The sequence below is a fragment of the Aestuariivirga litoralis genome, assembly GCF_003234965.1.
In the GTDB taxonomy this organism is placed as follows: domain Bacteria; phylum Pseudomonadota; class Alphaproteobacteria; order Rhizobiales; family Aestuariivirgaceae; genus Aestuariivirga; species Aestuariivirga litoralis.
Genome location: NZ_QKVK01000001.1, coordinates 603,584 through 622,869 on the forward strand (window position 1 = coordinate 603,584; position 19,286 = coordinate 622,869).

General features: G+C 67.9%; 18 protein-coding genes. 13 read left to right on the forward strand and 5 right to left on the reverse strand.

Annotated elements, in window-relative coordinates; genetic code table 11:
- Window positions 1-92: 92 nt before the first annotated feature.
- From DK847_RS20510 to DK847_RS02960, 4 genes are read right to left on the reverse strand one after another with little or no spacing between them, the layout of a single operon-like run.
- Window positions 93-242, reverse strand: coding sequence for a hypothetical protein (locus DK847_RS20510; RefSeq protein ID WP_161957117.1), 150 nt, complete (start codon window positions 240-242; stop codon window positions 93-95).
- The gene (locus tag DK847_RS02950; RefSeq protein ID WP_111196099.1) at window positions 239-1,414 is read right to left on the reverse strand and encodes an FAD-dependent oxidoreductase; all 1,176 of its coding nucleotides are present in this window, start codon (window positions 1,412-1,414) and stop codon (window positions 239-241) included. The genes DK847_RS20510 and DK847_RS02950 overlap by 4 nt, the downstream gene beginning before the upstream one ends.
- A complete protein-coding gene (locus tag DK847_RS02955; protein ID WP_111196100.1) occupies window positions 1,411-1,821 on the reverse strand; it encodes a sugar 3,4-ketoisomerase in 411 nt (136 codons plus the stop codon). Before DK847_RS02955 ends, DK847_RS02950 begins: the two co-directional genes overlap by 4 nt.
- 5 nt (window positions 1,822-1,826) lie before the next feature.
- The gene (locus tag DK847_RS02960; RefSeq protein WP_111196101.1) at window positions 1,827-2,708 is read right to left on the reverse strand and encodes a glycosyltransferase family 2 protein; all 882 of its coding nucleotides are present in this window, start codon (window positions 2,706-2,708) and stop codon (window positions 1,827-1,829) included.
- 198 nt (window positions 2,709-2,906) lie between these two features.
- Between DK847_RS02960 and DK847_RS02965 the strand changes: the two genes are divergently transcribed.
- Window positions 2,907-5,033, forward strand: a complete 2,127-nt coding sequence (locus tag DK847_RS02965; RefSeq protein WP_245414500.1) for a family 1 glycosylhydrolase — start codon at window positions 2,907-2,909, stop codon at window positions 5,031-5,033.
- Between the two features lie 30 nt (window positions 5,034-5,063).
- Here DK847_RS02965 and DK847_RS02970 read toward each other — a convergent pair whose 3' ends face one another.
- The gene (locus tag DK847_RS02970; RefSeq protein WP_161957118.1) at window positions 5,064-6,089 is read right to left on the reverse strand and encodes an ATP-grasp domain-containing protein; all 1,026 of its coding nucleotides are present in this window, start codon (window positions 6,087-6,089) and stop codon (window positions 5,064-5,066) included.
- Window positions 6,090-6,567: 478 nt separating this feature from the next.
- On the opposite strand from DK847_RS02970, the gene DK847_RS02975 reads away from it, so the two are divergent.
- From DK847_RS02975 to DK847_RS03025, 12 genes are all read left to right on the forward strand, one after another.
- Window positions 6,568-7,845, forward strand: coding sequence for a sugar transferase (locus DK847_RS02975; RefSeq protein ID WP_161957119.1), 1,278 nt, complete (start codon window positions 6,568-6,570; stop codon window positions 7,843-7,845).
- A complete protein-coding gene (locus DK847_RS20515; protein WP_161957120.1) occupies window positions 7,845-8,108 on the forward strand; it encodes a hypothetical protein in 264 nt (87 codons plus the stop codon). Before DK847_RS02975 ends, DK847_RS20515 begins: the two co-directional genes overlap by 1 nt.
- The gene (locus DK847_RS02980) at window positions 8,105-9,676 is read left to right on the forward strand and encodes an O-antigen ligase family protein (protein WP_111196104.1); all 1,572 of its coding nucleotides are present in this window, start codon (window positions 8,105-8,107) and stop codon (window positions 9,674-9,676) included. Before DK847_RS20515 ends, DK847_RS02980 begins: the two co-directional genes overlap by 4 nt.
- Window positions 9,673-10,422: a tyrosine-protein phosphatase gene (locus tag DK847_RS02985; RefSeq protein ID WP_111196105.1), complete on the forward strand. Its 750-nt coding sequence runs from the start codon at window positions 9,673-9,675 to the stop codon at window positions 10,420-10,422. Before DK847_RS02980 ends, DK847_RS02985 begins: the two co-directional genes overlap by 4 nt.
- Complete coding sequence (locus tag DK847_RS02990) at window positions 10,419-11,237, forward strand: polysaccharide biosynthesis/export family protein (RefSeq protein WP_146256029.1); 819 nt, start codon at window positions 10,419-10,421, stop codon at window positions 11,235-11,237. Before DK847_RS02985 ends, DK847_RS02990 begins: the two co-directional genes overlap by 4 nt.
- Before the next feature lie 8 nt (window positions 11,238-11,245).
- Window positions 11,246-13,552: a GumC family protein gene (locus DK847_RS02995; RefSeq protein WP_111196107.1), complete on the forward strand. Its 2,307-nt coding sequence runs from the start codon at window positions 11,246-11,248 to the stop codon at window positions 13,550-13,552.
- Between the two features lie 9 nt (window positions 13,553-13,561).
- Window positions 13,562-14,224 (forward strand): J domain-containing protein, encoded by a 663-nt coding sequence (locus tag DK847_RS03000; RefSeq protein WP_111196108.1) that lies wholly within the window; start codon window positions 13,562-13,564, stop codon window positions 14,222-14,224.
- On the forward strand, window positions 14,218-15,453 hold the full coding sequence (locus tag DK847_RS03005) for a tetratricopeptide repeat protein (RefSeq protein ID WP_146256030.1): 1,236 nt from the start codon (window positions 14,218-14,220) through the stop codon (window positions 15,451-15,453). Before DK847_RS03000 ends, DK847_RS03005 begins: the two co-directional genes overlap by 7 nt.
- Before the next feature lie 25 nt (window positions 15,454-15,478).
- Complete coding sequence (locus DK847_RS03010; RefSeq protein WP_111196110.1) at window positions 15,479-16,231, forward strand: FecR family protein; 753 nt, start codon at window positions 15,479-15,481, stop codon at window positions 16,229-16,231.
- Window positions 16,232-16,354: 123 nt separating this feature from the next.
- On the forward strand, window positions 16,355-17,446 hold the full coding sequence (gmd, locus tag DK847_RS03015; protein WP_111196111.1) for a GDP-mannose 4,6-dehydratase: 1,092 nt from the start codon (window positions 16,355-16,357) through the stop codon (window positions 17,444-17,446).
- A complete protein-coding gene (locus DK847_RS03020) occupies window positions 17,446-18,219 on the forward strand; it encodes a glycosyltransferase (protein ID WP_111196112.1) in 774 nt (257 codons plus the stop codon). Before gmd ends, DK847_RS03020 begins: the two co-directional genes overlap by 1 nt.
- Window positions 18,216-19,172, forward strand: coding sequence for a GDP-L-fucose synthase family protein (locus DK847_RS03025; protein WP_111196113.1), 957 nt, complete (start codon window positions 18,216-18,218; stop codon window positions 19,170-19,172). Before DK847_RS03020 ends, DK847_RS03025 begins: the two co-directional genes overlap by 4 nt.
- The last annotated feature ends 114 nt before the right edge of the window (window positions 19,173-19,286 follow it).

The following is a 19,286-nucleotide window of genomic DNA, read 5'->3' on the forward strand; positions in this document are numbered from 1 at the left end:
TGAATTCCCCCAGTGTTTGCCTGCTACGGCGGTTATGACCCCAGATAAGCACTCACGCTATTGACTAAGTAACCATTTACGAACCTGCTTTGTTAAGCAACAAGAATTTTGCGGCACTCGCCAAAACGCCCGTGGTTCAGGCCCTGAAAGCCGGCAATGTGCGGCTCGCGACCGGGGATGGACGTCGGCATCACGGCATAAGTTTCATCCAGTGCGTGCAGGCCCCGCGCCGGTCCGCTCATGCGATCTCCGCCGCCAGCCTCTGCGCCAGCCAGGGTGCCGTCGAATACTTGCCGGTGTCGACCGACACATAGCTGCCGCGGCGGGTGATGCCGAAGTCGGCCCGGCGATGGATGGTGGCGGCGGGATCGGCCAGCGAGCCAGAGGCAGCGGCGTAGACCCAGCCGCCCGCCACGATGATGCTCTCCGCCTCCGCCCGCAGCTCCGCCACCTGGGGCAGGAAGGCCTCGAGTGCTGCGAGGCTGTCGCTCGCCACCTGCGCGTCGAAACCGCCACCCGCGGGTGGCGTCCACTGCGGGTCGAGGTCCCGGCTCTCATGCTGCAAACCGGCCGGATACCAGGAAAGATAGAAGTCGCGGCCATTGTAGTTCTTGATGTCGCCAAAGGGCCCGGCGGCGATGACGGCGCCGGGGGCATCCACATGCCGCCGCGTGCGCAGGAACACGGCCAGCCGGTAGCGCTGCGACCAGTCGGCCGGCAGCGGCAGCCCGGCGCTCACGTCCACCGGCAGGCGGCCCTGCCAGAGCGCATTCACCACGCAGTCGAAGGGACCCTCCGCGCCCTCGGGCGTGAGCACGCGCCAGCGTGCGCCCTGTTCCACGCCCACAACGCGGCGGCCGCAGCAGAGGCGGATGCGGCCATCGGCCTCGACCGCGGCGCGCAGCAGGTCGGCCACCGCCCGCGTCTGCACCGAACGCTCGGGCACGTGGAACCCCGCCACGATGGCGGGCGAGCCTGTGAGCCTTGCCAGTTCCGCCATGCCGAAGCGCCGTGCCGCGCCATGGCCGCCGCCGCCGGGGTGGGCCCTCACGAGGGCCGCAACGGCATCGAGGCGCTGCGCCATGAGGTCCGGCGGCACCACGGAGGTGGCATGGCAGAGGAAGACGTCGTCGCCCTCCGTCATCAGCCCGGAAAGGGACGTCTCGATGAGGTCCTCGACCAGCGGCACGAAGGCCAGACCGCCGGCGATCACCCGCCGCGCCGTGTCGAGGCTGGCATCGGCGCTGTACATGTAGCCGAGGTGGATCTTGCCCTCGTTCCAGCGGCTGGCACCCGCCATGATCTCCGGCATCTGCTCGAAGATCACCGGGCTGGCGCCGCGCCGGGCAAGGAACAGCGCCAGCGCCGAGCCCATGATGCCGCCGCCGAGAATGGCCACGCTGCGGCCCGTCACGCCGCCGGCTCCGGCTGGTAGGACTGGGCGCTGAACGGCTCGCTCGCCAGCACGCAGAGGACTGCCCCCGGCGTGACATAGTGCTGCTCCGACCACACGCCTGCCTCGACGAGCAGGCCACGCGAACAGTCATCGAGCACCACGCAGGCCTCCTCACCGCCATGGCGCATCCGCACGGTGATGCTGCCTGACAGGCAGAACAGCAGCTGCCGCGCGGTGCGGTGGGCATGGCCGCCGCGCCGCGTGCCCGCCGGCACGCCGTGCACGAAAAAGCTGCGCTGCGGAGCGAAGGGCAGCCCATCATGCGGCAGCGCGGTGAGCGTGCCGCGTGCATCCGCCTGCGCCTCGAAGGCAAGGAGTTGTGCACGCCCGCCGAGGAAGGCCGCCACCGGCCGGTAGCACGCCATGCCGCTCACGACAGCCACCGCAGCACGGGTTTGGGCAGCACCGCCTTGCCGGCGGCGCGGATGGGCCGCGGCAGCCAGTGAAACCGTCCCTGCCGTGGACGCGACTGCACGAGCAGTGCTTCGCTGAGTGCGAGCTTGTCACCCTCGCCGAGGTCCGACTGCCAGATCTCGCGCAGGCACGAGGCATGGACCGCCAGCCACTGCGCATCGTCATAGCTCCAGGTTCGCGACAGGCTGTGCTTCTGCAGGAACTTGAAGCACAGCGTTTCCTGCACCCGGACGAAATCGCCGAGCAGGCTGAGGTGCAGCAGCCATGGCAGGTCGCAGACGAACTCGCCTGCCGAATGGCGCTTGACGCCCCTGACGCGCCGCGCCGCCGCCATGCGGAACAATCCGCGATTGGGCACCCACCAGCCCGCCGGCTGGCGCAGCATGACGAGGCCGCGCGCCGCTGCTCCCTCCTGCCCCGCAGGCGCGGTGAAGGCCCAGTGCTGCGCCGTGCCGCCGATCTCCGTCATTTCCATGTCGCCATAGGCCAGCACCGCTTGCGGCGCGGCGGCAAGTGCCGCCGACAGCCGCTCAAGGCAGTGGGGCGCCAGGATGTCGTCGTGGAAGGCGAACATCGCGCAGTCGGTGGCAGCCTGGCCGAGCAGGAAATTGCAGTTGCCGGCATAGCCCTGGCGCTGCGCCTGCCGGACCACGCTGAAGCGCGCATCGCGCGCCGCATGGGCGGCACACAGATCGAAGGTTGAATCGGTGCTGACATCCACCGAGATGATGGCCCTGAACTCCGCGCCGGACTGCGCCGAGACCGATTGCAGCATCGGCGCGATAAAGGTCGCGGCATTGTAGGCGGGGATGAGCACCGTCACGGAAGGCTGGGTCATGATGTGGCGCGATCATCTCCGCTGCGGGCGGCCCGATCGACGGGCGGCGGGCCACCCGCCGTTTATGGTCTGACCGCCGCGCCGGTCAAGCGCAGCCTGCCAGCCATGCGCGCCTCCTGCATGCTTCGCATGGAACGGCGGGGCGGCACGGCAGTTAGGCCCAATGTGCATTTCAGCAAGCCGACCAGGGAGCAGGATTTGACCGAGCTTGACGCTGCAGCGCGTCCCGAGTTGTGGGGCGGGCTCGAGTGTTCCGTGGTGCGCGTGGGCAACGACTGCCGCAACCAGTTCGCGGAAACCGGCCATCTGAACCGCCCCGACGACCTCGACCGGATCGCCGCCCTCGGAATCCGGACGCTCCGCTACCCAGTGTCATGGGAAACCACCGCCCCCGACAGCCCGGAGCGCTGCGACTGGCGCTTCGCCGACGAACGGCTCGCGCGCATGCGGCGGCTGGGCCTGCGGCCGATCGCGGGCCTGCTGCATCATGGCAGCGGCCCCCGCTACACCTCCATGACCGACCCGGATTTCCCCGCCCTGCTCGCCCGCCATGCCGGCGAGGTGGCGGCGCGCTTCCCGTGGATCGACCTCTTCACGCCGGTCAACGAACCGCTCACCACGGCGCGCTTCAGCGGGCTTTATGGCCATTGGTACCCGCATGGCCGCGACATGCCGACATTCCTGCGTTGCCTCGTCAACGAATGCCTGGCGACGGCACTGGCGATGCGCGCCATCCGCCGGGTCAACGGCGCCGCACGGCTGGTGCAGACGGAGGATCTCGGCAAGGTCTTCAGCACGCCCCAGCTGCAGGACCAGGCCGAGCATGAGAACCAGCGGCGCTGGCTGAGCATCGACCTGCTGTGCGGGCGCGTCGACCGCCATCACCCGTGGCACGCCACGCTGCTCCGCAGCGGCATCCGCGAGGCCGAACTGGCGCTGCTGTCCGAGGGTGAGGGCAGGCCCGACATCCTCGGGATCAACTATTACGCCACCAGCGAACGCTACCTCGACGAGGCACTCGGGCGCTACCCGCCCTGCTTCCATGGCGGCAATGGCCGCCAGGCCTATGCCGACGTGGAGGCGCTGCGCATCGACCTCCCCGATGGCGAGACGGGCGCGCGCGCCCGCCTGGCGGAGGCGTGGGAGCGCTACCACCTGCCGCTGGCGGTGACCGAAGTGCACCATGGCTCCACCCGCGAGGAACAGCTGCGCTGGCTGGCCGAGGTGTGGGACGATGCGGCGGCGCTGAAGCGCGACGGCGTGGACCTGCGCGCCGTCACGGCCTGGTCGCTGCTGGGCGCGCTCGACTGGAACAGCCTGCTCACCAGGCGGCATGGCCATTACGAGGTGGGGGCCTTCGACATCCGCGGACCCCGGCTGCGCCTGACGGCGCTGGGCAAGGCCCTGCGGCAGCTTTCGGAAACGGGCTGCATCACGCACCCTGCCCTCGACCAGAAGGGCTGGTGGCGCCGCGACGGGCGGCACTATTGGCCGCCCGCCGGCCGGGCCCCGCCCGTGCTCAGGCGGACGCGCAGCATTCTCATCGCGGGCGCCAGCGGCAAGCTGGGCGCCGCGCTGGCCAGGGCTTGCGCGCAGCGCGGGCTGGACATCACCTGCCCCGGGCGCGGCGAACTCGACGTGACGGATGAACGCCAGGTGGCCGAAGCCATCCGGCAGCACCGGCCCTGGGCAGTGATCAATGCCGCCGCGCCGCGCGAGGCGGAGGATCCGCGCCGGCAATTCCGCGTCACCAGCCTGGGCGCGGAGAACCTTGCCAGGGCCTGCGCCGCGGGCGGCCTGCCCTTCGTCACCTTCTCCTCCGACCGGGTGTTCGACGGGGCTCTGGAGCGGCCCTATGTGGAGGGCGACGCCACCGCCCCCGCCTGCCTCATCGGGCGCAGCAAGGCGGAGGCGGAGCGTCGCGTCAGCCGCGCCCATGGCGATGCGCTGATCATCCGCATGAGCCGGCTGTTCGGCGGCGACGACGACCCCGCGCTGCTGCTCGCCGGCTGGGCACGCAGCCGCGGCACCGGCACCTTCTTCACCGCCACCTATCTGCCGGACGTGGTGCGTGCCGCCCTCGACCTGCTCATCGATGGCGAGACCGGCACCTGGCACCTGCCAAGCCACGGGGCGCTGTCGCGCCGCGAGATGGAGTGCCTGTTCCCGGTGGCAGCCCAGCAGGCGAGGCCGGCGGGGCGGCTGGTGATGCTGGGCAGCGAACGCGCACGGCTGATGCCCAGCCTGGCCGAGGCCCTGCAGCGCCAGAAGGAGGTGCTCGCCGCGGCGCAACCTGCGCCGCCCTGCGCCGTTGCCGCAGAATGAGCGATGCCGCGGCCGGCGCCCTCGCCGATCTCAGCCGAAACGCCGCGGCGTGCGCTCGGCCTCGCACCACAGCGCGAAGTTCTGCGCCGTGCGTTCGCTGTCGCGCGCATTGCCGTTGCCGGGCGCGAAGGTGACCTCGCCAAGCCAGGGGCGGCCCTCGCCGTCCACCAGGAAATCGATGCGGGCAAAGCTCAGCTGGCGGCCGATCTCGCGTGCATAGTCGAGGATCAGCGGCCTCGTCTGTTCATCGAGCGTCCATGATTTCAACACCGGCCGCGTCGGGTGCTGCTGGGCGAGAGGCGCGAAGCCGGGGTCCATCCACAGGCTCGACTCGTAGCAGGTGCCCTCCTCGTCCAGGCTCTTGAGATAGATGGTGATGAGGGCAATCTGGCCGCCGAAACTCCAGACGTTGAAGGACGGCGTGTCGGTGTCCTCGCCGATGGCCCTTTCCAGCAGCACCTCCGGGGTGAAGGCGCCATACCACCACTCGCCGTCAGCCAGGCCATAGGGGGTTGCCAGCCACTGCCGGCACAGCCGCTGCAGGTTCTCGCGCTGGCGCGCCTCGAGCGGATAGCGGATGCGGCGGAACATGCCCGAGCCGTGACTGGCCTTGAGGTAGTAGACTCCTTCCGGCACGGCCGAATCGGGTGGCAGCACGGGCTGGGTCGAATGCCAGACGATTTCCGGGCAGCTGAGGCGCCCGGCGAGGCTCTCCGGAATGAAACGCGAGGTCAGCAGCTTGTTGCCCGATTCGGGTACCTTGAAGGGCCGCAGGAACTTGGAGGCGAACAGCTTTTCGGCATAGTGGCGGGGCTGCAGCAGGTCGGGGTCATAGCCGTGGACGGCGTGAAACCGGTTCATGGCGCGCGTCAGCACCAGGGCGAGCCGTGCTCCGCTGTAGAAGTCGATACCGCGCAGAAATCCTTCCGCGGGGCGGGCGGCGGGGGAGAACAGGCCCCGCCTGCGGAGTTCCGAAAGCTGCGCCGCCGCCACCCGGCCGGAGCGCAGCAGCGAGGCGCGACGCCCAAAGAGTGCCTGCGCACGGCGCCATGCCAAAGCGGGCGCGACCTGGCCAAACGGCCACCCCGGCACATCCTCATCGGGCAAATGCGTCATCCCCCGGCTGCAAATTCATCCCCCCATGCGTTGAGCTAAGGCCAACAAACCGCTGCACTGTCAACATGGACGCCCGGTTGCATGTAGCCGAGCCCGGCGGCGGCAGGACGCGCCACTGTGGAAACTCAATCGAAGATTACAGTAACACCGAAGGACAGCAGCCATGGGTTGAGAATAGATGAGGAGCGCCGCCTAGTGGCCATATCGGCGCGTTTGGCACTTCTCTTTCTGGTCGCCGGGTGCAAAAAGGGGCGCCAATTGAGCTGTTCATGGCGTGGCCACGCCCGTTGTGATGGCCGGGGCCAAAAGATATGCCAAAGACATTTCGCAAATCGCCCGCGGAGCCTGCAATGTGTGAAATCGTTTTCAGCAAAGCCGCCCGAAGGTCCCCCACGCGATGTGGACGAGGACGCGCGGCGTGACCAACGTCCTGCCGGAAACCGGCACCACCCGCTCGATGTCGCTGATGTTCCGCGAGCGGACGCAGTTTGCGGGCGCCGTGCTGCTGGCCGTCATCGTCCCCTTCTTCGGCCGCTATGGCTTCGACCACGATGTGAAGGCGCTGGACCAGACCGACACCTCGGTGCTCGTGCTGTTCGCCATCATCGCCAGCCACATCTTTCTCAAGAGCTTCTCGCGCTATCCCTCGCAGGATCCGTTCTCGACCGTGCTGCCGGCGGTGACGGCGAGTTTTGCAATCGTCCTCATCCTCATCACCGCGGGGCACCTCGATTATTCCCGCTCGCTGCTGCTGGTCGGCTACGGCCTGACGCTGGTGTGGTATGGCGGGCTGGCCCTGATGCGCGAACGCCTGCTCAAGCCACGCCTCGCGGTGGTACCCTTCGGCAGCCAGCGCGAGTTGACGCGCCTCGGCAGGGCCGAATGGCGCACCCTGCAGGAACCGCCGGCACAGGCTCCCACGCGGGCCGTCGATGGCGTGGTCGCCGACCTCAGCGCCGACCTTGCGCCCAAGTGGGAGGAGTTCATCGTCCGCTGCGCCACCCAGGGCATTCCCATCTATGACAGCACGCTGACGCGCGAATTCATGACCGGGGAAGTGGACCTCGTGCATGCCGGCGACATTGGCATCGACGCCCTGCACCCGCAGCGCAACTACCTCTACATCAAGTCCGTCATCGATCTCCTCATGGCGATCGCGGTGCTGCCCGTGGTTCTGCCGGTGCTGGGTCTCACCATCCTGCTGATCAAGCTGGACAGCAGCGGGCCGGCCTTCTTCGTGCAGAAGCGCGTGGGCTACCGCGGCCGCCTGTTCGACTGCTACAAGCTGCGCTCGATGCATGCCAACGCCCATCTGATGGGGCCGGACTTCACCACCTCGGAGGACCCGCGCATCACCCGCGTCGGCCGCTTCATCCGCAAGTACCGGCTGGACGAGCTGCCGCAGGTGTTCAACATCCTGAAGGGTGAAATGAGCTGGATCGGGCCACGCCCGGAGGCCGCCGCCCTGGCGCATGAATATGAGCGGCACATTCCCTATTACGCCTTCCGCCACTCGGTGAAGCCGGGCATCACCGGCTGGGCGGCCATCCGCCAGGGCAATGTCGCCGAGGTCGAGGAAGCAACGCGCAAGCTGCGCAACGACTTCTTCTACATCAAGAACATCTCCGCCTCGCTCGACGCCTTCATCACCGTCAAGACGATGTGGATCGTGCTGACGGGCTTCGGGTCGCGGTGATGCCGGGCGAGACGATGGCGCGGCCTGCCAGCAGCGTTGATTCGGGGCTGCCGTCACGTCACCACTCCATGGTTGCAGTTTCTCGCCGGTTGTTGCACGCGATGGTTCGGGGCCGGCGGCAACCGGGTGCGGTCCTGCCGGAAATCAACACCCATGTGGCGTTCTTCCGCCACCCTGCGGCGGGCGAAGTTGGTGTCTTTCGGGTCGCGGACGTGTACAATCATGACACCATTGCAATGGAAACACACGCAGACGTGACATGAGCACCGCCACCTGGACCGATCGCGCGCCTGGCCAAGAGCGCGCCCTTGGCCATTGGGCATGGCCGGCGACGCTGTCTTTCGCGCTGCTGCTCGCAATCGTTTCCGGCGGTTCGTCCCAGGCCGACTCCTGGGCCTTCCTGCTGTTCCGGCTGATCTGCATCGGCATTCTCGGCGTGGCGCTGCTGCGCCTGCTTTCGACGAAGCTGGCCCGTACCGAGGTGCTCGCCCTGCTGCTGGTCATCGCGGCGGTGGCGCTGGTGGCGCTGCAGCTCGTGCCATTGCCCTTCGCGCTGTTCGAAAGCCTTCCGGGCCGCGCCCCCATCGCCAAGATATTCTCCATCGCCGGCATCCCGCCGCAGATGATGCCGATGACGCTGAGCCCCGAGGCGACGCTGGCCTGCATCCTCACCCTGCTGCCGCCGATCGCCTTCTTCGTGGCACTGCTGACCAGTGGCCAGCGCGCCCGCTGGATGCTGGTTGGCGCCATCCTGCTGGGCAGCATCGCCAACACCTTCCTCGGCCTCGCCCAGCGCCTGCAGGGCGCCAAGGGCGGCCTTTATCTCTACGACATGCCCTTTTACGGATCGGCGACGGGCTTCTTCTCCAACCGCAACAACTTCGCCATGCTGCTCTGCGTCGCCATTCCGCTGACCTGGGCGCTGACGCAGAAGCTGATCCGCGGCCGCGTGCTGCCGCCGGTGGCGGCCCTGGCGGGCGGCGCGGTGATGATGCTCATCATCCTCATGGGGCTTGCCGCGTCAGGCTCGCGCTCCGGCATCCTGCTCGGCATGCTGGCGCTCACCCTCTCGACGCTGATGGTGCTGGTCACGCCCCAGGGCTCCGACCGCGGTGCGCGGCGCGGCCAGCGCGCCAAGATGTCGGTCTTCGCCATTCTGGGTGCCGCCTTCATCATCGGCCAGTTCGGGATGACCGGCCTGCTGCGCATTGCCGACAGCGACCCGCTGACCGACTCCCGCAGCCTGATGCGGCGCACCACGATCAGCGCCGCCGCGGAGTATTTCCCGCTGGGCAGCGGCTTCGGCACCTTCCGGCCGGTCTATGGCATGCACGAGCAGCCCTCGGCGATGGAACGCACCTATGTGAACCACGCGCACAATGACTGGCTGGAACTGTGGCTCGAGGGTGGCGTGCCGGCGGCCATCCTGATGGCCTGCTTCCTGGCGCTGTTCGCCTATCAGACGCTGCGGGTGTGGAACCCGCGCGGCGCTTATGCCGAGCAGGTGCTGCCGCGCGCTGCGAGCATCGTGGCGCTGGTGCTGATGCTGCATTCGCTGGTCGAGTTCCCGCTGCGCATGCCGTCGCTCGCCTGCATCTTCGCCGGCATGATGGCGATCCTGATGGCGGCACCCGCCGCCCGCCAGCCCAAGCCGCAACAGCGGCAACCCAGCCAGCGCCGGCGCAAGGACCATGGCGAGACGCACCCCGAGCGCCCCGCCCCGCCGCCCGCTGCCACCACACCACCCGTGTTCCGCGTGCCGCGCGGCGATGACGACCTCCGCCCGCGTGACGGCGCCGGAGCCCCGACCGAAAGGCTCACCCGCCGATGATCGACCTTCACAGCCACATCCTTCACGAAACCGACGATGGCGCCACCAGCCTCGAGGTGGCCCTCGACATGGCCCGCTGGGCCGCCGACGACGGCGTCGAGGTGATGGCCTGCACGCCGCATTTCCTGCCTGGCGTCTATGATCCCGACCCCCAGCAGGTGGTGCGCCGCGTGGCGGAGCTGAACGACCACCTGCTCGATGCCGGTATCGAACTCGCCCTCGTCACCGGCTGCGAGGCGCATGTCCGCCCGGACCTCGTCCGCCGCCTCGCCAATGGCCAGGTGCTGACGCTGCACTTCGGCAAGTACGTGCTGATCGAAATGCCGCCCTCGACCCTGCCGCCCAACATGGACCGCTTGTTCTTTGACCTTTTGGCAGCGGGCTACAAGCCGATCATGGCGCATGTCGAACGCTACCGCTGGGCCGACCGCGCCATGCCGTTCATCCAGAACCTCGCCCTCTCCGGCGTGCTGATGCAGGTGACCGCGGGCTCGTTCTTCGGCGACTACGGGCGCTCCGCGGCCGACCTGTCGGCGAAGCTCCTCGACATGGACCTCGTCCATCTCGTCGCCTCCGACGCGCATGACGTGACGCGCCGCCCGCCGGGCCTCAGCAAGGCCTGGGCCTATGTGCAGGGCGCACGCGGCACGGCGGAGGCCAACATGATTTTCAAGCGGCGGCCGGAGGTCATCCTCCTCGGCGAGGCAGCCGACGTCGAAACGCACGAAAGCGCAGAGGTCCTGTGAACAGCTTGCTCCCGACATCCACCGTGCTGCGCCGCGCCCGCGTGCTGGTCCTGCTGCTGCTGGCGGCGGGCCTGGCGGCCTGCAACGAAACCGGCCCCTCGCTGTCCAACTCGCAGCAGGCCGCCTTCTCCGGCACCGATGCAGGGCCGAGCGCCACCGGCTCGGCGGCCGGCACCATCCGCCCCTCGAAGCAGAGTGCTGCGGCCGTCTCGCAACTGTTCGAGCAATATTCGGTGCCCGACCAGGACGGCCTCGTCACCGACTACCGCGTGGCGCCGATGGACGTGCTGGATGTCACCGTCTACGACGCGCCCAACCTGTCACGCCCGGCACAGGTGAGCGCTTCCGGCTTCATCTCGCTGCCGCTGATCGGCGACGTGCGGGCGACCGGCAAGACCACCGACCAGCTGCAGGCGGACATCGCGGCGCGGCTGGCCAAGGACTTCATGCAGAAGCCCCAGGTGTTCGTGACGGTGAAGGAATACAACAGCCAGCGCGTGACGGTGGACGGCGCGGTGACGAAGCCCGGCGTCTTCCCGCTCAAGGGCGAGACGACGCTGGTCGAGGTCATCGCACAGGCCGGCGGCCTCAACGACATGGGCTCGCCCAGCAATGTCTATGTGCTGCGCAAGGTCAACGGCCAGAAAATGGCGGCGCGCTTCGACCTCAACGAGATCCGCAAGGGCATCAAGAACGATCCCACCATGCGCGCCGGCGACATCGTGATGGTCGACGAGTCGAGCGGCAAGGTGATGTTCAAGGGGCTGCAGAGCGCCATGGGCTTCACCGGCCTGTTCAGCCTGCTGGCACTCTGAGCGGCGCCATGAACCAGGTTCCGCAGATCCCCGACAATTCGCGCCGCGACGAGGGCGGCCGCCGCGCCATGCAGGCGGCCGACGCCGCGCGCGACACCCGCCTCGACGTCTACCAGGAGCCGCAGGGCTATGGCCCCTATGGCGACGAGGACACCAAGGCCTTCGACGTCTTCAAGTACCTGCGCATCGTCACCAAGTACAAGTGGCTGATCGCCGGCATCGCACTGGCGGTGTTCGCCGTCACCGCCGTCTCGACCTTCATGACGACGCCGATCTACAAGGCCACCGCCAGCATCCAGATCGACCGCGAGGCGACCAAGGTTCTCGACAAGGGCGACGTCGGCAACGAGGAGTCCGGCGGCGAGGACTTCTACAACACCCAGTACCAGCTGCTGCAGAGCCGCACGCTTGCCGAACGCGTGGCGGCCGCGCTGGCGCTCGCCAACGACAAGGAATTCAACGCCGCCGTGGCGCCCTCGCTGGTGACGCTGCTCAAGGGCAAGCTGCTGGCCCTGATCTTTTCCGACGACAAGGCGGATGCCGAGGCAGAGGCGCAGGCCAGCAGCGACCGGAACCGCGAAGCCGCCTCGCGCCTGCTCGACGGGCTCGAGGTGCAGCCGGTGCGCGGTTCGCGCATCGTCAACGTCAGTTTCAGCCACCCCGACCCGGCGGTGGCCCAGCGCATCGCCAACGGCTATGCCGAGGTGTTCATCACCGACAACCTGGATCGGCGCTTCGAGGCCAGCGCCTATGCCCGCAAGTTCCTCGAGGAGCGGCTGGCGCAGCTCAAGGCCAAGCTGGAGGAGACCGAGAAGCAGGTCGTCCAGTATGCCGACGAGAAAGGCATCATCACGGTGGGTGACGGCAAGACGGTGGTCGACGCCGACATCGCTGCCATCAACACCAAGCTCACCGAGGCGCGCTACGAGAAGATGCGCCTCGAGCTGGTGTGGCAGCGGGTGGAAAATGCCGACGGCCTGGAAATCGCCGAGATCCGCAACAACGAGACGGTGCAGGAAAACCGCAAGCTGCGCTCCGAACTTTCGGCCCAGTACCAGCAGAAGCTGAACGTGTTCAAGCCGAGCTATCCCGAGATGGTCCAGCTCAGGAGCCAGATCAGCGAGCTGGACGAGCAGCTGGCCCAGGCGGTGCGCTCGGTGAAGGCCGACATCAAGTCCTCCTATGAGGCGGCGCGCGTCTCCGTCGCCATGCTGGAGGCGGAGCTGCAGAAGACCAAGGACACGCTGGTCGAACAGCGCAACCGCTCGATCCAGTACAACATCCTGCAGCGCGAGGTGGACACCAACCGCCAGCTCTATGACGGCCTGCTGCAGCGCTACAAGGAGATCGGCGTCGCCGGCGGCATCGGCACCAACAACGTGTCATTCGTCGACAAGGCAGACCGCCCGAACAATCCGGCCTACCCGAAGATCCCGCGCAACCTGCTGATCGGCCTTCTGGCCGGGCTGGTGCTCGGCTGCATGGTCGCCTATGGCCTCGACTTCCTCGACGAGACCTTCAAGGTGCCGGAGGACGTGGAGAAGGAAACCGGACTGCCAGTCATCGGCGTGGTGCCCCTGCCCAAGGCGGGCATGACCCTCGACGAATCACTGCGCGACCACCGCTCTCCGATCTCGGAAGCCTACCGCTCGCTGCGCACCAGCCTGCAGTTCTCGACGCCCCAGGGGCTTCCCACCTCGCTGATGATCACCAGCTCGAACCCGTCCGAGGGCAAGAGCACCACCGCCATCGGCATTGCCGACACCTTCGGCAAGATGGGCATGAAGGTGCTGCTGATCGATTCCGACCTGCGCAAGTCATCGCTGCACAAGCGCCTGCAGCTGCGCAACGAGCGCGGCCTCTCCAACTACCTGATCGGCGGCATCGAGGCAGCCGACACGCTGCAGGTGACGCCGATGCAGAACGTCTTCGCCATCACCTCGGGCCCGCTGCCGCCCAACCCCGCCGAACTGCTGTCGGGTCCGCGCATGGCGGACCTGGTGCGCGCCGCCGGCGATGCCTATGACATCGTCATCGTCGACGGCCCGCCCATCATCGGGCTGGCGGACGCGCCGCTGCTGGCGGGCGCCACCCAGGCCACCCTGCTGCTGGTGAGCGCCAACAGCACGCGCAAGCGCACCTTCCGCATCGCCGTGCGCCGCATGCAGGTGGTGCGCGCCAACATCATCGGCACGGTGCTGAACAAGTTCGACCGCAAGGAAGCGGGCTATGGCTATGGCTACGGCTATGGCGACAGCGACTACGAATATTATGGCTATGGGCAGCCCAAGCAGCTGCCCTCGCAGAACAGCTAGTGGCCGGTGATGACGCGCCGGCACGCCATCGATATCGCGATTGACGCGCGGACGCGCAAGGGTCCGGCGTCGTTGCTGTCGGTCGGCCCGTTGCCGGAAGGGGTGAAGGACCTGCTGCGCATCGTTGCCGAGGGCGAGTGGCGCAGTCCCGCCACCGAACATGTCTACCGCGCGCACAGTTCCGAGGAGGTGCGCGCCGCGAGCGCCGCCTTCCTCGCCGCGGCCTTGTTTCACAGCAAGGCCGACCCCTACCGCGTGCTTGGCATAACCCCCGAGGCAAGCCACGAGGACCTGCGCGAGAACAAGCGCCTGTTGCTGAAGTGGCTGCACCCGGACCGCAACCCGAGCCCCGGGGCACGGGCCCATCTGGGCCGCGTGCTGGAGGCGGCAGAGGCCATCGAGGACGGCCGCGCCAAGGCGGCAGCACCGGAGCTTCCGCCGCGCATCGTGGTGCCGGCCCGCAGCAAGCGGCCGCGGCGCGCCAAGGCAGACCCGCTCAAGAGCGCCGTCCAGCAAATCGTCGAGGCCGTGGCGCGCACCGGGAAGGTCCTGATCGTCACGGCCCTGGTGACCATCATCGGCCTCGTGGCCTGGCGCTACGTGATGAACGAGCCGATCGGCACCACGCTCGAGCGCTATACGCGGCTGGCGGTGGGGATGGCCCCGTGGTAGCGGCCTTGTTTCCCCCGCCGCGCACGGGCTCGGGCTGGCTGGGCAAGGTGACGCTGGCCCTAGGTGCCGTGTTCCTTGCCACCACCTGCTACCTGGTGCTCAAGGGTGCCGTGTCCGGCGGACCCGCCGAGGCGCCTGCCATGAGCGCCGAGGCGCTGAAGAAACTCACGCCCGGCGAGCGGGCCGATGCCGCGGTGGCGGCGCAGCGGTCCTTCGTGCGCGATCCCCTCGATGCCGCTGCGGTGCTGGGCCTCGCCGTGCTGGCGGATGCCGAGGGCAATGCCGAAGCCTCGGAGCGGCTGCGGCTGAGCGCCGGCGACATGTCGCCCCGCGCCACAAAGATCCAGGCCGAGGCGATGATCATCCTGCTCAAGCGCCGCGATTTCGATGCGGTGATGACCCGCGTCGACGGCCTCATCCGCGCGCGGCCGAGCGATGCCCCGAAGCTCTTCGCGCTCGCTGCCGAGATTGCCGGCGACCCGGACGGCGCCAAGGCCGTGGCGCGCATGCTGGCCAGCAACCCGCCATGGCGCGAGCGCTTCTTCGCCAGCCTGCTGGCCAAGGGCCAACCGGCCACCGCCACCCGCCTGATGGACGAGTTGCAGGCCATGGGCGCCCCGGTGCGCGACGCCGAGGTGGCAGGCGTGGTCGACAACTACATGAAGGCGGGCGCCATCGACACCGCCTATGCGGTGTGGCTGTCGACGCTCGGCGAAAACGAACTGCGCGACGTGAAGCGGGTCTATGACGGCGGCTTCGCGCACCCCATCCGCAACCTGCGCTTCGACTGGACGGTGAAGCCGGCCGATGGCCTGACCTACCGCCAGTTCCCGCGCAACACGGCAAGCATGGACCAGACGCTGCAGTTCGACCTCGCCGACTTCAAGGGGAGCTTTGCCAATCTCTCGCAGATGCTGCGGCTGCGTCCGGGGCGCTTCCGCCTGACCGGCGAAGTGCGCTTCGAGGGTTTCGAATCGCCCACCGGCCTCGTGTTCCGTCTCTACTGCTTCGAGGCGGGCCGCTTCAGGCCCCTCGATTCGACGGCACCCCTGCCCCAGTCGACCCAGTGGATCGGCTTCGACAAGAGCTTCGATGTTCCGCCCGAAGGGTGCACACACCAGATGTTGCAACTCGAGAGCCAGCGGGCGCTCGAAAAATCGCAACTGACACGCGGCACGGTTGCAGTCGACGCGATAGACATTGACATCCTGCCAGGCTTGGCTCCATAAAACCATGAGCAAGGGGATATCTCTCATGATGCATGTGAAAACGTTTTCGGGCTGCCTTCTGGCTGCTCTTCTGGCTTCCACCTCCGTGGCTCTGGCCAACGACATCGCGATTGTCAGCAAGGTTGGCGGCAAGAACGTGACCTGGCAGCATGGCGACGCCAGCGCAGCACCCCGGGTGCAGACCCTGCTCGGCGCCGGTGACAGCATCACCGCCGGCAAGGGCAGCTTCGTCGAGATCAACTACCTTGCAGACAATTGCACCATCCGCGTCAACGCCGGCGGCAACATGGTGATCGGCGATGCCTCGCCCTGCTCCGCTGCCGCGCAGCAAAAGGCTGATGCCGCCAAGGCTGGCGACGCCAAGCTCATCCCCGCTGCCGTTGCTCCTGCCGAAGTGATGGACGCCAAGGGCCCGGTCACCCGCGTCAACAAGGGCGACGGCATGGTCGCGGCCTCGGTCGGCGACAGCCTGAAGGCTGGCGATGAAGTCTTCGCCGGCAAGAACAGCTCGGTTTCGCTGTACTTCGCTTCTGCCCAGTGCAGCTATACCGTCGCCGCCTCGAGCGTTTACAAGGTGACGGACAAGGCGCCCTGCAAGGCCTCGACCGCCAATGTGGTGCCGACGGCTGACGTGCCCAGCGAAATCGATCCTGTGCCGCTGGTTCCGCCGCTCGCCATTCTCGGCCTCGGCGCAGTGGTCGTCGGTGGCGCCGCCGCCGTGATCATCGTCAACGAGAACGACCCGAGCAACGACAATTCCCCGGCCACGCTGGACTGATCTTCCGGTCCCGCATCCGCTTGGTTTTCTTGAGCACACCGGGCCCCGCGCCCGGTGTGTCTGCATCCGGGGGTGGGCTGGCTTTGCCGCTGACGTTGAGACCCAGGAGCACGGCAGGACGTCATGACCAAGACTGCACTCATCACCGGTGTCACCGGCCAGGATGGCGCCTATCTGGCGGAGCTGCTGCTTGCCAAGGGCTATGAGGTGCATGGCATCAAGCGCCGCTCGTCCTCCTTCAACACCGGCCGGATCGACCATCTCTACCAGGACCCGCACGAGACCGACCGCCGCCTGATCCTGCACTATGGCGACATGACGGATGCGACGAACCTCATCCGCATCGTGCAGGAAACGAAACCCAACGAGATCTACAATCTCGCCGCCCAGAGCCATGTGCAGGTGAGTTTCGAAACGCCGGAATACACCGCCAATGCCGACGCGCTGGGCACGCTCCGCCTGCTGGAGGCGGTAAAGCTTCTCGGCCTCCAGGACGTGACGCGCCTCTACCAGGCCTCGACCTCCGAGCTCTATGGCAAGGTGCAGGGCGTGCCGCAGTCGGAGACGACGCCCTTCTATCCGCGCTCGCCCTATGCGGCGGCCAAGCTCTATGCCTACTGGATCATCGTCAATTACCGCGAGGCCTATGGCCTGCACGCCTCGAACGGCATCCTGTTCAACCACGAGAGCCCGCTGCGCGGCGAAACCTTCGTGACCCGCAAGGTGACCCGCGGCGCCGCCGCCATCGCGCTCGGCCTGCAGGACAGGCTCTACCTCGGCAATCTCGATGCCGAGCGCGACTGGGGCCACGCACGCGACTATGTGGAAGCCATGTGGCTGATGCTGCAGCAGGACAAGCCGGGCGACTACGTGATCGCCACCGGCCGCAAGCATTCCGTCCGCGACCTCGTCACCCGTGCCTTCGCCGAGGCGGGCATCACGCTTGCCTTCGAGGGCCATGGTGCTGCGGAAAAGGGCCGCGACGCAGCCAGCGGGCGCATCCTCGTCGAGGTGGACCCGCGCTACTTCCGCCCCACCGAGGTGGACCTGCTGCTCGGCGACCCGTCCAAGGCCCGGTGGGAACTCGGCTGGGAGGCACGCACCAGCTTCGAGGACATGATCGCCGAGATGGTGCAAAGCGACCTCAGGCTCCTCGAGCAGGAACGCGGCCTGCGCCGGCCAAGCGAAGAACCCGCCGCCGTCAGGGCTGTCTGATGCGCGCCGGCCCGGACATGACGATCTCGGTCCTGACGGTCTGCCGCAATGCCGAGGCCACCATTGGCCGCACCATCGAATCCTTCCTCGCACAGGATCATCCGAACAAGGAAATGGTGCTGGTCGACGGCGCCTCGACCGATGCCACGGTGGCCATCGCCCGAGGCTTCGCAGCACCCCAGATCCGCATCCTGAGCGAGCCCGACCGCGGCATGTATGACGCGCTCAACAAGGGCCTCGGCCTCTACACCGGTGACGCCGTCGGCGTGCTCAATGCCGATGACGCCTATCGCGGCGGCAGCGTGCTGTCGCGCATCGCCGAGGCGCTGCAGGACCACGACGCCACGCATGGCGACCTCGACTTCCATGACGGACAGGGCCGCGTGGTGCGGCGCTGGCGCGGCACGCCGCGGCCGCACAGGGGCTTCGCCGCGGGCTGGATGCCGGCTCACCCGACCTTCTACGTCCGCCGCCAGCTGGCAGAGGCCGTCGGCCCCTTCGACACCGCACTCGCCACCGCCGCCGATTACGAATGGATGCTGCGGGCCATCGAGGTTCACCGCGCCCGCCTCAACCACATTCCGCTGGTGATGGTCGACATGGCGATGGGCGGGCGCAGCACCGCCAGCCTCTCGGCGCATGTGCGGCACAATCTGGAGGCCCTGGCGGCGCGGCGCCGCTGGCTGAGGGCCGGCCTCGTCGACTGGGCACTGGTGGCCAAGCCCGCCTCGAAGCTCCGCCAGTTCGCGGGCGTGGGGCGCAGGCCGCGATGACGGTTGTCCTTCCCTATTCCCTCGCCGGCAAGCGCGTCTGGGTGGCGGGCGAGCATGGCATGGTGGGGTCTGCCCTGATCCGCCGCCTGGCGGAGGAGCGCTGCGACCTGCTGCGCCTGCCGCGCCGCGCCATCGACTTCCGCGACCAGGCGGCCACCACGTCGTGGATCAAGGCCAACCGGCCCGACGCCGTGTTCCTCGCCGCCGCCCGGGTCGGCGGCATCGCCGCCAATGCGGCAAGCCCCGCATCGTTTCTCTATGACAACCTGATGATCGCCGCCAACATCATCCATGCCGCACATGAGGCGGAGGTGGAACGTCTGGTGTTCCTCGGGTCGACCTGCATCTATCCGAAACATGCGCCACAGCCCATTGCAGAGGAAGCACTCCTCACCGGGCCGCTGGAGGAAACCAATGAGTGGTATGCCATCGCCAAGATTGCCGGCCTGAAGCTCTGCCAGGCCTACCGGCGGCAACATGGCCGCAGCTACATCGCCTGCCAGCCGACCAACCTCTATGGCCCCGGCGACAACTACGACCTCGAGACATCGCACGTGTTGCCGGCCCTGCTGCGCAAGGCGCACGAGGCGAAGCTGGCACAGGCGCCGCGCATGACGGTGTGGGGGTCCGGGCGCCCGCTGCGCGAGTTCCTGCACGTCGACGATCTCGCCGACGCCGCGGTGTTCCTCGCGCGCCACTATGACGGCGAGACAGCCATCAACATCGGCTCGGGAGAAGAGGTGTCGATCGGCGATCTGGCACGGCTCGTCTGCCGCACCGTGGGCTTCCGCGGCGAACTCGCCTTCGATTCCAGCCGCCCCGACGGCACCCCACGAAAACTGTCCGACACCAGCCGCCTGCGCGCACTTGGGTGGAACCGCGCCCGGCCCCTGGCCGAAGGCCTGGCGGAAACCTATGCCGGCTGGCTGGCCAGCCCGCAACGCGGCGGCTGACGCTTGGAAGTCCCCTTGTAATCCTTTGCAAACAGCCCTCGGCTCGTCTATTGCTCAATCTTGAGCATGGAAAGCATCAAGGGCCCCGCCCAACCAGAGAGTTCCGCCGCGGCT

Coding starts and splice junctions, on each gene's coding strand:
- DK847_RS20510 (WP_161957117.1), bottom strand. CDS start 242: ATGAGCGGACCGGCGCGGGGCCTGCACGCACTGGATGAAACTTATGCC.
- DK847_RS03010 (WP_111196110.1), top strand. CDS start 15,479: ATGATGCATGTGAAAACGTTTTCGGGCTGCCTTCTGGCTGCTCTTCTG.
- DK847_RS03020 (WP_111196112.1), top strand. CDS start 17,446: ATGCGCGCCGGCCCGGACATGACGATCTCGGTCCTGACGGTCTGCCGC.
- DK847_RS02955 (WP_111196100.1), bottom strand. CDS start 1,821: ATGGCGTGCTACCGGCCGGTGGCGGCCTTCCTCGGCGGGCGTGCACAA.
- DK847_RS20515 (WP_161957120.1), top strand. CDS start 7,845: ATGCCGGGCGAGACGATGGCGCGGCCTGCCAGCAGCGTTGATTCGGGG.
- DK847_RS02980 (WP_111196104.1), top strand. CDS start 8,105: ATGAGCACCGCCACCTGGACCGATCGCGCGCCTGGCCAAGAGCGCGCC.
- DK847_RS02960 (WP_111196101.1), bottom strand. CDS start 2,708: ATGACCCAGCCTTCCGTGACGGTGCTCATCCCCGCCTACAATGCCGCG.
- DK847_RS03025 (WP_111196113.1), top strand. CDS start 18,216: ATGACGGTTGTCCTTCCCTATTCCCTCGCCGGCAAGCGCGTCTGGGTG.
- gmd (WP_111196111.1), top strand. CDS start 16,355: ATGACCAAGACTGCACTCATCACCGGTGTCACCGGCCAGGATGGCGCC.
- DK847_RS02995 (WP_111196107.1), top strand. CDS start 11,246: ATGAACCAGGTTCCGCAGATCCCCGACAATTCGCGCCGCGACGAGGGC.
- DK847_RS02985 (WP_111196105.1), top strand. CDS start 9,673: ATGATCGACCTTCACAGCCACATCCTTCACGAAACCGACGATGGCGCC.
- DK847_RS03000 (WP_111196108.1), top strand. CDS start 13,562: ATGACGCGCCGGCACGCCATCGATATCGCGATTGACGCGCGGACGCGC.